Below are 13932 nucleotides of genomic sequence, written 5' to 3' on the forward strand. Positions count from 1 at the left end.
GATGTCGCTGATCGCGAAAATAGACCCTCCCCTGACCGTCGCCGAAAACGGTGTCGCGCAGATTCATGCGCGCCCGTACAAACAGGCGGCGGCCCCGACCGGAGAGGAAATCTTCGTCTGGACATCCGACATGTCCGGCGGGCACGCACTTGCCGCGCGCGGCACCGTGCTGACGGCCCGGATCGAAAGCCTCCCCAACAAGACAGGCCCCGGCGCGCACAAGGAACTTGTGCTTGAGGTCCAGATCGTCAGCGCGGCGCCCTTGCGCGCGCTGACCCTCGACCAGATTGCCCCGCATCGCGACAGCGATGCCGGCGACGACGCGACGCCCGAGGCCGCAGCCGGAAAGCTCCTTTACACACACGCACTCAACAAGATCACCTCGATAGAGTCCGAAGTCGCGGATTTTGTCAGGTCGCACTTCGAGGAACAATAGAATGTCCGTACTGGTCGACGAAAACACCAAAGTCATCTGTCAGGGCCTGACCGGCTCGCAGGGCACCTTTCACACCGAACAGGCCATCGCCTATGGCACCAAGATGGTCGGCGGCGTCACCCCGGGCAAAGGTGGCAACACCCACCTTGGCCTGCCGGTCTTCAACTCGGTCCACGAGGCCAAGCATGTGACCGAAGCCAACGCCTCTGTAATCTATGTGCCGCCCCCCTTCGCGGCCGATTCCATCCTCGAGGCGATCGACGCCGAGATGGAACTGATCGTCTGCATCACCGAAGGCATCCCGGTGCTGGACATGATGAAGGTCAAGCGCGCGCTGATGGACAGCAACTCGATCCTGATCGGGCCGAACTGCCCCGGCGTCATCACCCCCGGCGCCTGCAAGATCGGCATCATGCCCGGCCACATCCACCAGCGTGGCTCGGTCGGCGTCGTGTCGCGCTCCGGCACCCTGACCTATGAGGCGGTCAAGCAGACCTCCGATATCGGTCTGGGCCAATCCACTGCGGTTGGCATCGGCGGCGACCCGATCAAGGGCACCGAACATATCGACGTGCTGAACATGTTCCTGGACGACGATGAAACCCAGTCGATCATCATGATCGGTGAAATCGGGGGCTCCGCCGAAGAAGAAGCCGCCGAATTCCTCGCCGAGCAGAAGAAAAAAGGCCGCTGGAAACCTGTCGCGGGTTTCATCGCCGGTCGTACCGCCCCTCCGGGCCGCCGCATGGGCCATGCCGGTGCCATCGTCGCCGGTGGCAAAGGCGGTGCCGAGGACAAGATCGAAGCCATGAAATCGGCCGGTATCGTGGTCGCTGACAGCCCCGCAGGCCTCGGCGAAGCCGTGCTCAAAGCCATCGGCTGACACCTACCTCCAGAAAAACCGGGGCGGGCGGCCCGCAACTCAAGCCGCCCGCACCAAGAAAGCGTGGCGCCCCCCGTCGGAGGCGCGATCCTTGGGAGACTGGCGCATGCCAGACGAAACCGCGCAAGACCCCTTCCCGGCCGCCGCCGCCCTGCGGCGCACCCGACCAATCGCTGGCCCCGATCCCTGTCGGGGCCAGCTGTGGTCTGTCTCCCCCCGGTCCTGCTTTCGCTCCTACGGCACCAGCGGCCCATCTCTCCTCCCCAATCCCCCCAGCTTTCAGCGCGCCAACCCGCCAAAGGTAGCTCAATGACTGAACACTCCCCCAACGACCAGCTTCACGCCTCGTCCTTCATGCAGGGCGCGAACGCGGAATATCTCGAACAACTCTACGCCCGCTACGCCAATGATCCGGCGGCAGTGGATGCCGCTTGGGCCGACTTCTTTCGCCAGCTTGGCGATGCCGACCTCGACGTCAAAGCCGAGGCGCAGGGCCCCTCCTGGTCGCGCAGCGACTGGCCGCTCATGCCCAATGATGACCTCACCGGCGCGCTGACCGGCGAATGGCCCGCAGCCGAGGCCAAGGCCGCCAGCGAGAAGATCGGCAAAAAGGCGAAAGCGGCCGGTGTTCAGGTCAGCGACGACGCCATCAAACGCGCCGTGCTGGATTCGATCCGCGCGCTGATGATCATCCGGGCCTATCGCATCCGGGGCCATCTGGTCGCAGATCTCGATCCGCTGGGCATGCGTGATTCCACCCCGCATCCGGAACTCGACCCGAAATCCTATGGCTTCACCGAGGCCGACATGGACCGGCCGATCTTCATCGACAACGTGCTGGGGCTGCAAGTCGCCTCGATGCGCGAAATCATGGACATCGTCCAGCGCACCTATTGCGGCACCTTCGCGCTGCAATATATGCACATCTCCAACCCCGAAGAGGCAGGCTGGCTCAAGGAGCGGATCGAAGGCTTCGGCAAGGAGATTAAGTTCACCCGCGAGGGGCGCAAGGCGATCCTGAACAAGATGGTCGAGGCCGAAGGCTTCGAAAAATTCCTCCACGTTAAATATATGGGCACCAAGCGGTTCGGCCTTGATGGCGGCGAGGCGCTGATCCCCGCGATGGAACAGATCATCAAGCGCGGCGGCGCTCTGGGGATCCGCGAAATCGTCATCGGCATGCCCCACCGGGGCCGGTTGAACGTGCTGGCCAATGTGCTGGCGAAACCCTACCGCGCCATCTTCAACGAATTTCAGGGCGGCAGCTCCAAACCCGAAGACGTGGACGGTTCCGGCGACGTGAAATATCACCTCGGGGCCTCCTCGGATCGTGAATTCGACGGCAACAAGGTCCACCTCAGCCTGACCGCCAACCCCTCCCACCTCGAGGCGGTGAACCCGGTGGTTCTGGGCAAGGTCCGCGCCAAGCAGGACCAGCTGAACGATCAGGAAAACCGCGTCGCGGTGCTGCCGGTGCTGCTGCACGGCGATGCCGCCTTTGCGGGTCAGGGCGTCGTGGCCGAGGGCTTTGGCCTGTCCGGTCTGCGCGGCCACCGCACCGGCGGCACCATGCATATCGTGGTCAACAACCAGATCGGCTTTACCACCGCGCCGCACTTCTCGCGCTCCTCGCCCTACCCCACCGATCTGGCGCTGATGGTCGAGGCCCCGATCTTTCACGTCAACGGCGACGACCCCGAGGCGGTGGTTCACGCCGCCAAGGTGGCGACCGAATTCCGCCAGAAGTTCCACAAGGACGTGGTCATCGACATCTTCTGCTATCGCCGCTTCGGTCACAACGAAGGCGACGAGCCGATGTTCACCAACCCGGTGATGTACAAGCGGATCAAGACCCACAAGACCACGCTCAGCCTCTATACCGAGACGCTGGTCAAGGACGGGCTGATCCCCGAAGGCGAAATCGAGGACATGAAGGCCGCCTTCCAGGCCGAGCTGAACGAAGAGTTCGAGGCCGGAAAGGACTACAAACCCAACAAGGCCGACTGGCTGGATGGGCGCTGGTCGCACCTGAACCGCGAAGGCGGGGAATATGTGCGCGGCGAAACCGCGATCCCGCCCGAAACGATGGAACAGATCGGGCGCGCGCTGACGACCGCCCCCGAGGGCTTTGCGCTGCACCGCACCGTCGGTCGCCTGCTCGAGGCCAAGAAAGAGATGTTCGCAAAGGGCGAAGGCTTCGACTGGGCCACGGGCGAGGCATTGGCCTTTGGCTCGCTGCTGACCGAAGGCTATCCGGTCCGCCTGTCGGGTCAGGACTGTACCCGCGGCACCTTCTCACAGCGCCATTCCGCCCTGATCAGTCAGGACACCGAAGAACGCTACCACCCGCTCAACAATATCCGCGCGGGTCAGGCGCAATACGATGTCATCGACTCGATGCTGTCGGAATATGCAGTGCTCGGCTTTGAATACGGCTACTCGCTGGCCGAACCCAACGCGCTGACCCTGTGGGAGGCGCAGTTCGGCGATTTCGCCAACGGCGCACAGATCATGTTCGATCAGTTCATCTCGTCCGGTGAATCCAAATGGCTGCGGATGAGCGGTCTTGTCTGCCTGTTGCCGCATGGCTTCGAGGGCCAAGGCCCCGAGCACAGCTCGGCCCGGCTTGAACGCTTCCTGCAGATGTGCGGTCAAGACAACTGGATCGTCGCCAACTGCACCACGCCGGCCAACTACTTCCACATCCTGCGCCGGCAGCTGCACCGTTCGTTCCGCAAACCGCTGATCCTGATGACGCCGAAATCGCTTCTGCGTCACAAGCTGGCGGTCAGCCGGACCGAGGATTTCGTCACCGGATCGTCGTTCCACCGGGTTCTGTGGGATGACGCCGAACGCGGCAATTCCGACACCAAGCTGGCGAGCGACGACAAGATCAAGCGCGTGGTGATGTGTTCGGGCAAGGTCTACTATGACCTGCTGGAAGAACGCGACGCGCGCGGCATCGATGATGTCTATCTGCTGCGGGTCGAACAGTTCTATCCGTTCCCGGCCCATGCCCTGATCAAGGAATTGGAACGCTTCAAGGGCGCCGAAATGGTCTGGTGTCAGGAAGAACCCAAGAACCAGGGCGCCTGGACCTTTATCGAGCCCAATATCGAATGGGCGCTGACCCGCATCGGGGCCAAACATCAACGACCGCTCTATGTCGGTCGCGCCACATCGGCCTCGCCCGCGACGGGTCTGGCCAGCCAACACAAAGCCCAACAAAGCGCGCTCGTTAACGAAGCGCTGACGATCGAAGGATAACGGAACATGACAACCGAAGTTCGCGTCCCCACGCTTGGCGAATCCGTCACCGAAGCAACGGTCGCCACCTGGTTCAAGAAACCCGGCGAAGCCGTCGCAGTGGACGAAATGCTGTGTGAACTGGAAACCGACAAGGTGACCGTCGAGGTGCCCAGCCCGACCGCTGGCACCATGGGCGAAATTGTCGCCGCCGAAGGCGAGACCGTTGGCGTGAATGCGCTGCTCGCCACCATCGCCGAAGGGGCCGGTGCAGCCGCCCCAGCCGAAGCCAAGGCATCCCCTGCCCCGGCGGTCGCAGCCCCGGCAGCCGACAGCGCCAAAAGCGTCGACGTCATGGTCCCCACCCTTGGGGAATCGGTGACCGAGGCCACCGTCTCGACCTGGTTCAAAAAGGTCGGGGATACCGTCGCGCAAGATGAAATGCTGTGCGAGCTGGAAACCGACAAAGTCTCGGTCGAGGTACCCGCCCCCGCCGCCGGTGTGCTCAGCGAAATCCTCGCGCCCGAAGGCGCAACGGTCGACGCCAGCGCCAAACTGGGCGTGATCTCGGGCTCTGCCGGTGCTGCCGCTGCTGCCCCGGTGGCTGCCGCTGCGGCCGCTCCCGCTGCCGCGACCACCGGCAAGGACGTGGCTAACGCCCCCTCCGCCGAAAAAGCGATGGCCGAAGCCGGTCTGACCGCCACTCAGGTCACCGGCACCGGCCGCGACGGGCGCATCATGAAGGAAGACGTGCAAACCGCACTGGCCGCAGGCACCGCGAAACCCGCCGCCCCGGCCCCGGCCCAGCCCGTCGCCGCACCGCGCGCCCCGGTTCCGGCTGACGATGCCGCGCGCGAGGAACGGGTCAAGATGACCCGCCTGCGCCAGACCATCGCGCGGCGCCTCAAGGATGCCCAGAACGCCGCCGCGATCCTGACCACCTATAACGAGGTGGACATGACCGAGGTGATGGCCCTGCGCAACACCTACAAGGACCAGTTCGAGAAGAAGCACGGCGTGCGCCTTGGCTTCATGTCCTTCTTCACCAAGGCCTGCTGCCACGCCCTGAAAGAAGTGCCCGAGGTCAACGCCGAGATTGATGGCACCGACATCCTTTACAAGAACTTCGTCCACATGGGCGTCGCCGCCGGCACGCCACAGGGGCTGGTTGTCCCGGTGATCCGTGACGCCGACGCGATGTCCTTTGCCGAAATCGAAAAAGCCATCTCGGAAAAAGGCAAACGCGCCCGTGACGGCAAACTGTCGATGGCCGAAATGCAGGGCGGCACCTTCACCATCTCCAACGGCGGCGTCTACGGCTCGCTGATGTCCTCGCCGATCCTGAACCCGCCGCAATCGGGTATCCTCGGCATGCACAAGATCCAGGACCGCGCGATGGTCATCAACGGCGAAATCAAGATCCGCCCGATGATGTACCTCGCCCTCTCCTATGATCACCGCATCGTCGACGGCAAAGGCGCCGTGACCTTCCTCGTGCGGGTCAAGGAAGCACTGGAAGATCCGCGCCGGTTGTTGATGGATCTGTAAAGGACAGTCCGATGCCCGGCCAAGCCCAACATTGGGCAACGCCGGGCCGCCGGGCGGGTGCACCGCACCCGCCCGTGACACCAGCTTCCGATCGGGTCATTCTCTCCCGACACGCACCACTCCGCCAAAACGTACAAAACCGGGCGAAAACTCCCCAATCCGGCCTTTTGCGCCGGAAATCGCCCCCTGAAAACGTACGGAACACGCCCTATTTCGTACAAAAGAAGACAGGAGACCTGTAATGGCAAATTATGACGTGATCATCATCGGCGGCGGCCCCGGCGGCTATGTCTGCGCGATCCGCTGCGCCCAGCTGGGCCTGAAGACCGCCTGCGTCGAAGGACGCGGCGCGCTTGGCGGCACCTGCCTGAACGTCGGTTGCATGCCCTCCAAGGCGCTGCTGCACGCCAGCCACCAGCTGCACGAGGCCGAGCACAACTTTGCCAAGATGGGGCTCAAGGGGAAATCCCCTTCGGTCGACTGGAAACAGATGCTCGCCTATAAGGACGAGGTCGTCGAGACCAACACCAAGGGCATAGAATTCCTGTTCAAAAAGAACAAGGTGGACTGGATTCAAGGCTGGGCCACCATTCCCGAAGCGGGCAAGGTCAAGGTCGGTGATGATGTCCATGAGGCCAAGAACATCATCATCGCGACCGGCTCTGAACCCGCCTCGCTGCCCGGTGTCGAGGTCGACGAAAAGGTTGTCGTCACCTCAACCGGCGCGCTGACCCTTGGCAAGATCCCGAAGAAACTGGTGGTGATCGGGGCCGGCGTGATCGGGCTGGAACTGGGCAGCGTCTATTCCCGCCTCGGCGCCGAGGTGACGGTGATCGAATTCCTCGACGTCATCACCCCCGGCATGGATGGCGAGGTTCAGAAGGTCTTCCAGAGAACCCTTAAGAAACAAGGGATTAACTTTATCATGGGGGCTGCTGTTCAAAAGACCGAGGCGACAAAGACCAAGGCGAAAGTCACCTATAAACTGCGCAAGGACGACAGCGAACACGTGATCGACGCCGACACCGTCCTCGTCGCCACTGGCCGCAAACCCTATACCGAGGGGCTCGGCCTTGACGCGCTTGGCATCGAGATGACCCCGCGCGGTCAGGTTCAGGTCGGCAAGGATTGGCAGACCAACGTCAAAGGCATCTATGCCATCGGCGACGTGATCGAAGGCCCGATGCTGGCGCACAAGGCCGAAGACGAAGGCATGGCCGTGGCGGAACAGGTGGCCGGCAAGCACGGGCATGTGAACTATGGCGTGATCCCGGGCGTGATCTATACCGCCCCCGAGGTTGCCAATGTGGGCGAAACCGAAGAAGCCCTGAAAGGGCAAGGCCGTAACTACAAGGTCGGCAAGTTCAGCTTCATGGGCAACGGCCGCGCAAAGGCCAATTTCGCTGGCGAGGGGTTCGTCAAGATCCTTGCCGACAAGGACACCGACCGAATCCTTGGCGCCCATATCATCGGCCCCGCAGCGGGCGAGCTGATCCACGAGCTTTGCGTCGCGATGGAATTCGGAGCCTCGGCCGAGGATCTGGCGCTGACCTGCCACGCGCACCCGACCTATTCCGAAGCGGTGCGCGAAGCGGCACTCGCCTGCGGCGACGGCGCGATCCACAGCTGACCCTAACCCCGGGCGGCGCGACCAGCATCGCCCGGGGATCCGCTGGATCATGTTTCAGTGGCAATAGAACGGAGCCATCCTGCGCGCTACCTTGCGCAACGCCGCCGAGGTGTGGTTCGGGTGGTTCGCCGCACAGTGCCCCGAGCGACTCAGCCCAGCTGCACCTCGCGCATCAGGGCATCCGAGCGGGTCTCGATCACCTCTTCCAGCTGTGCCATGAACGCCTCGCGCGGCACGCCCGGCAGGATCGGGTCAAGGAATTCGACCACAGCGGTGCCGGGTTTGCGCAGGATGCCGGTCTTTGGCCAGAACAGGCCCACATTGGTGGCCACCGGCACACAGGTATAGCCGGTGCCGCGATACAGGATCGCCGTGCCGCCCTTATAGGGTTTGTAGTCGCCCGGCGCGACACGGGTGCCTTGCGGGTAGATGGTCAACTGCCCCGGATCCTCGAACTCCGCCGCCACATCCCGCACCATTCTGGCGATCGACGCCCCCTTGCGACCGCGATCGACCGGGATACAGCCCAGCCGCTTGGCATAGAGACCGATGAACGGGGTCCAGAGCAGCTCCCTCTTCATGATGAATTTGGCATGCGGCAGGGCGGCAAAGATGATCAGAACGTCAAAGAACGACTGGTGCTTGGCGGCAATCAACACCTCGCCGGTGGGCACGGTGCCGCGCACCTCAACCTTCAGGCCGATCATCCAGCGCGCCGACCACATCGCATAGCGCGCGTAAAGCTTGCAGGCCACCAGCGCGCCGCGCTTGGACAAAAGCGCCCAAGGGGTGAAGGAAATACCCAGCACCGCCATGGCGATATAGACTTGGATCACATAGATCAGCGAGCGCAGATATTGCATCAACTCAGCTCCTTGAGCCGGCGGCGCGCGGCCAACCCTGTGGCGGCAAAGGCCACCGCCCCGCCCAGCAGCGGGATCAGCAGCGGCCAAAGCCAGCTGAACCCATGAAAGCCCAGCCCGGTAAGAAAGCCGCCCTCGTCCGAGGCCTCGGGCAGCAGCAACACACCGGCCAGTCCCAGCACCACACCGATGCCTGCGCCGATGAAGGCGCGCAGGGTGAAGCGGCGCACAAAGGCGCCGGCGATATAGCTGTCGTGCGCGCCCACCAGCCGCAGCACCTCGATCACCTGCGCATTGGCGGCCAGCGCCGCATTGGCGGCCAGCGTGATCATGGCGGCCATCGCCCCGCCGATCAAAAGGATCGAGATCCAGCCCAGCCGCCGCAGGCTGTTAGCGGCGTCCACCAGCGGTTTACGCCAGCGGGTGTGATCGTCAAGCACCGCACCCGGCACCTCGGCGGACAGCCGCAGGCGTAATCCGGCGGCGTCATATCCCTGTTCGTCTTCCTTCACCTCGATCAGTTGCGGCACCGGCAGCGCATCCAGATCCAGTCCCGGCCCGAACCAGGGGGCGAGCAATGTCGCCTGTTCTTGCTTGCTCAGCGCGCGGGCGCGCGCCACGCCGGGGGTCTGGCGCAGGATGCGCAGCGCCACCTCGGTCTGGGCGGCGACCTGATCCTCGGGCGCGGTGATGCGCAGCGTGGCGCTACGCGCCAACTCGCTGGCCCAGCGGTCGGCCAGACGGCCCGAGGCCAGCGACAACGCCAGCGCAAAGACGGCGAGAAAGGCCATCGCCCCAGAGGCAAACAACGTGAGCTGCGCGGTGAATCCGCTGGGCGGGACCACCCGGTCGGCCTGGGTATCGCCGATCAGCACCGTGCGCAGCATCCCGGTGCTCACAGATCCGCCCCCGCCAGTTGCAGCTGCCGGTTCGAGATCCGCAGCACCCGCGCCTGAACCTGGCTTTTCGCGGCGCGAATCAGGCCAAGGTCATGACTGGCAATCAACACGGTCTTGCCCATCTTGTTCAGTTCCACCAGCAGGGTAAGAAGGCGCATCGACATCTCCCAATCCACGTTGCCGGTGGGTTCGTCGGCCAGCACCACATCGGGCGACAGGATCACCGCGCGGGCCAGCGCGGCGCGCTGACGTTCACCGCCCGACAGCTCGGGTGGGCGCGCATCGGCCCGCGCGGTCAGCCCGACCCAGCCCATCAGCTCTTTCAGGTTGGCCGATTCCTGCGCCATATCGCGACCCGACACGATCAGCGGCAGCGCGATATTGTCGGCCAGCGGCAGGTGATCGAGAAAGCGACAATCCTGATGCACCACCCCCATCCGGCGGCGCAGCAGCGCCGTCTGGCCCCGATCCAACCCGCGCAAATCGCCATCAAAGGCCCGCACCACGCCCGAGGTCGGTGTCAGCGCGCCATAGCAAAGCTTGAGCAGCGTGGTCTTGCCCGCCCCTGATGGTCCGGTGAGAAAATGAAAAGACCCCGGCGCGAGCCTGACAGAGACATGGCTCAACAGCTCGCCGCCGCCATAGCTATAGCCGACATCGTCCAGCTCGATCACGCCCTGCCCCCTGCGGTGGTCACAAGGACTTGTGCCTCAGCTGCGACGCAGTTTCAATGGGGTCGGGTCCCGGTACGGTCGATTGCGGTGAAACGATGCGGTTTCCACCCTTCCCCAGATCGCTGCAGCGTCCTATGATCACGGAAAACCAATGGGTTCGCCGGCCAGGAGAGACACTATGCGTCTGACATGTCCGAATTGTGGTGCGCAATATGAAGTACCGGATGAGGTGATCCCGTATGAGGGTCGCGATGTGCAATGTTCCAATTGCGGCGATACCTGGTTTCAAGCCCACCCTGAAACGGTGGCCGAAGAGGATCGCAAGCGGCTGAACGCGGGGATGTATGCGTTCGACCATGGCCTGCCTGAACCTGAGGCGGAAAACGCTGCGGAAAACGGGCCCGAATCGCCCCCGGAGGCAAAGCCTGCAAGTGCGCCGGAAACAGAGCCGGAAGCAGAGCCGGACCTTTCCCTGCCAGCCGAAGGGACCCCGGAGTACCCATCAGAGCCGCAGCGGCAGGAGTTGGACACCGCGATCTCCGAAATCCTGCGCCAAGAGGCCGAGCGGGAAGCACAGCTGCGCACCACCGAGGGGGCCGGGCTGGAAAGCCAACCGGAATTGGGTCTGGCAAGCCCGCCCGTCGTTCCCACCCGCCAAGTGCGCGACACCCGCGACACCCGCGAGCACATGGCCCGCCTGCGCGGCGAAGAAACCAATGAGGCGAAAAGTGACGATCAGCCCGCCGCCCGCAGCGAGCTGTTTCCCGATATCGAAGAGATCAATTCGACCCTGCGCTCGACCGGGGGCATGCCGTCCAACGCCGACGACAGCGCGTTGCCGACCGGCGAAATAGCCGGGCCGCGCAACAGCGGCTTTCTGCGCGGCTTTTCCGTGGCGCTTGTGATCGGGGCGATACTGTTGCTGATTTATGCCAACGCGCCGCGCATCGCCCAATCGCTGCCGCAAGCCGATCCGGCGCTAAGCACCTATGTCGCGATGATCGATCAGGCGCGCTACTGGATGGATGCGCGGCTGGGCGATTTCGTGAAGAATGTGCTGCCAGAGTAACCTCTCCGGCAGCGCCTCCAATACCACTGGCACGTTTCAGAACCGGTCAAGCAAGCGCCGGAGATAGTCCAACTCGACCTCCGGGCGGGCCCCTTCGCCGGATCGACGACGGATTTCGTCCAGCAATTCACGCGCCCGGCGATAGACATCCTCGCCCTGCAACATGCCCTCCTCCGTGCCAAGCCCGCCATTGACGCCCGCCTGTCGACCCAGCGGGTCGCGCTGATTGGCGCGCATATCGCCCTGGGCCACGCCCTGACCCTGCTGTTGGCTGCCCTGCTGTTGCTGCTGTGCCATGGCCTCGCCCAGCGCGCGCATGCCTTCGCGCAGCGCCTCGATCGCCTCGGCTTGCCGATCGATCGCCTCGGCCAGATCATCCCCGCGCAACGCCTCTTGCGCGCCCTCCATGGCGCGACCGGCGCGGCCCAATGCCTCGCGCGTCGTGTCGCCTTCCGGGGTTCCCGCGCCGGGCATGTTGCCCTGCTGGCGGCGCAATTCCTCGCGCAGCGCCTGCTGGCGATCCGCCAGCGATCCCACGTCCGGGTCTTGCGCCCCTGGTTGCTGGCCGCCCTGCCCCTGCTGGGAGCCATCACCGCCCTGCCCGTCCCCTTGTTGTTGTCCCTGACCCTGCCCGTCATGGCTCTGACCGCGGCCCTGACCGCCGCTGCGCCCCTCGTTCTGCTGGCTCTGCCCCGCCCCGGCACCGGGGTTGAACTGCTCTTGCAAGTCACGGAACGCCTGATCGCTCAGCCCTTGCTGACCGCGCAAGGTGTCGGCCAAATCCTCCATCGCGCGTTCGCCGTCCGATGGCCCCCCCTGCCCCTGTTGGCCCTGGGTGACGCGCATGTTTTCCATCAGTTGCTGCAATTCCTCCAGCGCCTGCTGCGCCTCGGCCATGCGGCCCTGTTCCATCAGCTCCTGAATGCGGTCCATCATGCGCTGCAGGTCGTTCTGCGTCATCTGCAGGCTGTCGCCGTCCTGCGGCTGACCTTGGTCGCCTTGCTGCCCGTCCTTCTGGGCTTGGCGTGACAGCTGGCGCAGGTATTCGTCACTGGCCTCGCGCAGCTCTTGCATCAGCTCGGCGATCTCCTGGTCCCCGGCGCCATTCTTCATCGCCTCGGACAATCGGTCCTGCGCTCGGCGCAGCCGTTCCAGCGCATCGCCGAGGTCGCCCTCCTCCAACAGGATCGCCAGCCCCCAAAGCGCCTCGGCAATCTCGTCGCGTTGCGCAACCTTCAGGCCATGGGCGGTAAAGGTTTCCAGCCGCCGCAGAATCACCCGCAGCCGCAGATAGGCGGTTTCAGAGCGGAACACCTCGTCAGGTCGGTGTGACACCGCGCGCAGAATCTGCGCCACGCGCCGCGCGTTCTCGCGGCTCCAGAGCAGGTCGCGCCGCTGTTCGGCAATGGCTGCGGCCAGTGGATCAAAGAAATGGCGCGCCGAAAGGGGGGCAGCGTAAGGGGCGGCCTGCCCGACCTGTCCGGCGGCATCGGTGGCGGTCAGCGTGAAGATCACCGGCAGGTTGGCCCAAGCGTGTTTCGAGAAATCCTCGATCAGCTTTTCGGTGAAATCGGCCCTGTTGCCGGAAATCGGCAGCGGCAGCGGCACGGTGATCGCCGCGCGCGGCTCCGGCGCCACAGCCAGACCATAGCGACGATCCAGCGCGGCCATGTCCAGTTCAATCCCAACCGCGCCCCCGGTCACGCCGTAGTCATCGCGCGCCGAGAACGGCAGCGTCAGCTCGCCCTCGGCCCCGGTTTCCGCAGCCCCCGAAACTGAGACCTCGGGCGGAGCATCAGCGATCACGGCCACGTCCCAAGCACGGCCGCCGGGCCCGTCGACGCGCAGCTCGCCCGCCTTGGCGACGGTAAACTCCTGTTGCGGATCGGCGGCAGAGGGCAGTTCGCCGATACGGCCGGACACGGTTTCGGCCAGCGTCAACGCCCCGACCTCGCCATAAAACCGCAGGGTGATGCGGCTGCCTTCGGGCACGCGCATCTCTGGCGTGGTGATATCGCCCAGATACAAGGTCGGCAGGCCGGTATAGCGGGGCGGCTCGACCCAGCCTTCCCATGTCGGGCCCCCGGCAAGCGCGGCACCGCCCGGCGTCATCTGCGCAACAGAGCCAACCCGCCAGACCGACCCAAAGATCAGCCCGACCGCCAGCGCCAGCAGCGCCAGATAGCGCAGCGCATAGGGATCGCGCGCCGCCAGCCTGAGATTGGGCCGCACCGGCCGCGCCGTTGCCGCGCGGGCCGCCATGCGCGCCTGATGCGCGTGCCAGACGGCAGCCGACGCCGCATCCCCCGCGCCCACGGCCTGTTCGTCCAGCAGCGCCCGGATCGGTCGCCCGGGTAGGGTCGCGTCCAGCCGCGCCAAGGCCGCATCCCGACCGGGCCAGTCAAAGCGCAGCGCCCCGCGCACCGTGAACCCCAGCGCGGCCAGTATCGCCAGCACGCCCAAGCCCCAGACCACCTCGATCGGGGCCATGTCGTGCAGGCCCAGCATCAGCGCCGCCAAAACGCCCATGAGAATGGACAGCACCGGCCAGAAACAGCGCAGCAGCCGTTCGGCCAGCATCCCCGCCTGCGTCAACAGAAGCGGCAGTCGCAGGCTGCTTAGTCTTGGATCGCGCTCCGGCGCAGAAGCCATAAAGGGATCACTCCTTTCGGCCCGCGCGGGAT

At 64.7% G+C, this 13932-nt stretch carries 10 protein-coding genes; 6 read left to right on the forward strand and 4 right to left on the reverse strand.

Annotation, left to right across the window (positions count from 1 at the left end; all coding sequences use genetic code 11):
- Position 1 precedes the first annotated feature (1 nt).
- The 5 genes from E1B25_RS06180 (at position 2) to lpdA (ending at position 7743) form a co-directional block, all read left to right on the forward strand.
- The gene (locus E1B25_RS06180; RefSeq protein ID WP_132827891.1) at positions 2-436 is read left to right on the forward strand and encodes a hypothetical protein; all 435 of its coding nucleotides are present in this window, start codon (positions 2-4) and stop codon (positions 434-436) included.
- Position 437: 1 nt separating this feature from the next.
- Complete coding sequence (gene sucD, locus E1B25_RS06185) at positions 438-1319, forward strand: succinate--CoA ligase subunit alpha (protein WP_132827892.1); 882 nt, start codon at positions 438-440, stop codon at positions 1317-1319.
- Between the two features lie 309 nt (positions 1320-1628).
- A complete protein-coding gene (locus E1B25_RS06190) occupies positions 1629-4586 on the forward strand; it encodes a 2-oxoglutarate dehydrogenase E1 component (protein ID WP_132827893.1) in 2958 nt (985 codons plus the stop codon).
- A 6-nt stretch (positions 4587-4592) separates the two neighbouring features.
- On the forward strand, positions 4593-6113 hold the full coding sequence (gene odhB, locus E1B25_RS06195; RefSeq protein WP_132827894.1) for a 2-oxoglutarate dehydrogenase complex dihydrolipoyllysine-residue succinyltransferase: 1521 nt from the start codon (positions 4593-4595) through the stop codon (positions 6111-6113).
- Between the two features lie 241 nt (positions 6114-6354).
- The gene (gene lpdA, locus E1B25_RS06200; protein ID WP_132827895.1) at positions 6355-7743 is read left to right on the forward strand and encodes a dihydrolipoyl dehydrogenase; all 1389 of its coding nucleotides are present in this window, start codon (positions 6355-6357) and stop codon (positions 7741-7743) included.
- A gap of 149 nt (positions 7744-7892) precedes the next feature.
- On the opposite strand, the gene E1B25_RS06205 is transcribed toward lpdA, so the two are convergent.
- From E1B25_RS06205 to E1B25_RS06215, 3 genes are read right to left on the reverse strand one after another with little or no spacing between them, the layout of a single operon-like run.
- Positions 7893-8606, reverse strand: a complete 714-nt coding sequence (locus tag E1B25_RS06205) for a lysophospholipid acyltransferase family protein (RefSeq protein ID WP_132827896.1) — start codon at positions 8604-8606, stop codon at positions 7893-7895.
- Positions 8606-9493 (reverse strand): cell division protein FtsX, encoded by an 888-nt coding sequence (locus E1B25_RS06210; RefSeq protein ID WP_425358924.1) that lies wholly within the window; start codon positions 9491-9493, stop codon positions 8606-8608. Before E1B25_RS06210 ends, E1B25_RS06205 begins: the two co-directional genes overlap by 1 nt.
- 8 nt (positions 9494-9501) lie before the next feature.
- Complete coding sequence (locus E1B25_RS06215) at positions 9502-10179, reverse strand: cell division ATP-binding protein FtsE (protein ID WP_132827898.1); 678 nt, start codon at positions 10177-10179, stop codon at positions 9502-9504.
- Between the two features lie 178 nt (positions 10180-10357).
- On the opposite strand from E1B25_RS06215, the gene E1B25_RS06220 reads away from it, so the two are divergent.
- Positions 10358-11248, forward strand: a complete 891-nt coding sequence (locus tag E1B25_RS06220; protein WP_132827899.1) for a zinc-ribbon domain-containing protein — start codon at positions 10358-10360, stop codon at positions 11246-11248.
- Between the two features lie 36 nt (positions 11249-11284).
- Here E1B25_RS06220 and E1B25_RS06225 read toward each other — a convergent pair whose 3' ends face one another.
- Entirely contained in the window at positions 11285-13900 is a 2616-nt protein-coding gene (locus E1B25_RS06225; protein WP_132827900.1) for a TIGR02302 family protein, read from the reverse strand.
- Between the last annotated feature and the right edge of the window lie 32 nt (positions 13901-13932).

This window comes from Antarcticimicrobium sediminis, from assembly GCF_004348975.1.
GTDB lineage: Bacteria > Pseudomonadota > Alphaproteobacteria > Rhodobacterales > Rhodobacteraceae > Antarcticimicrobium > Antarcticimicrobium sediminis.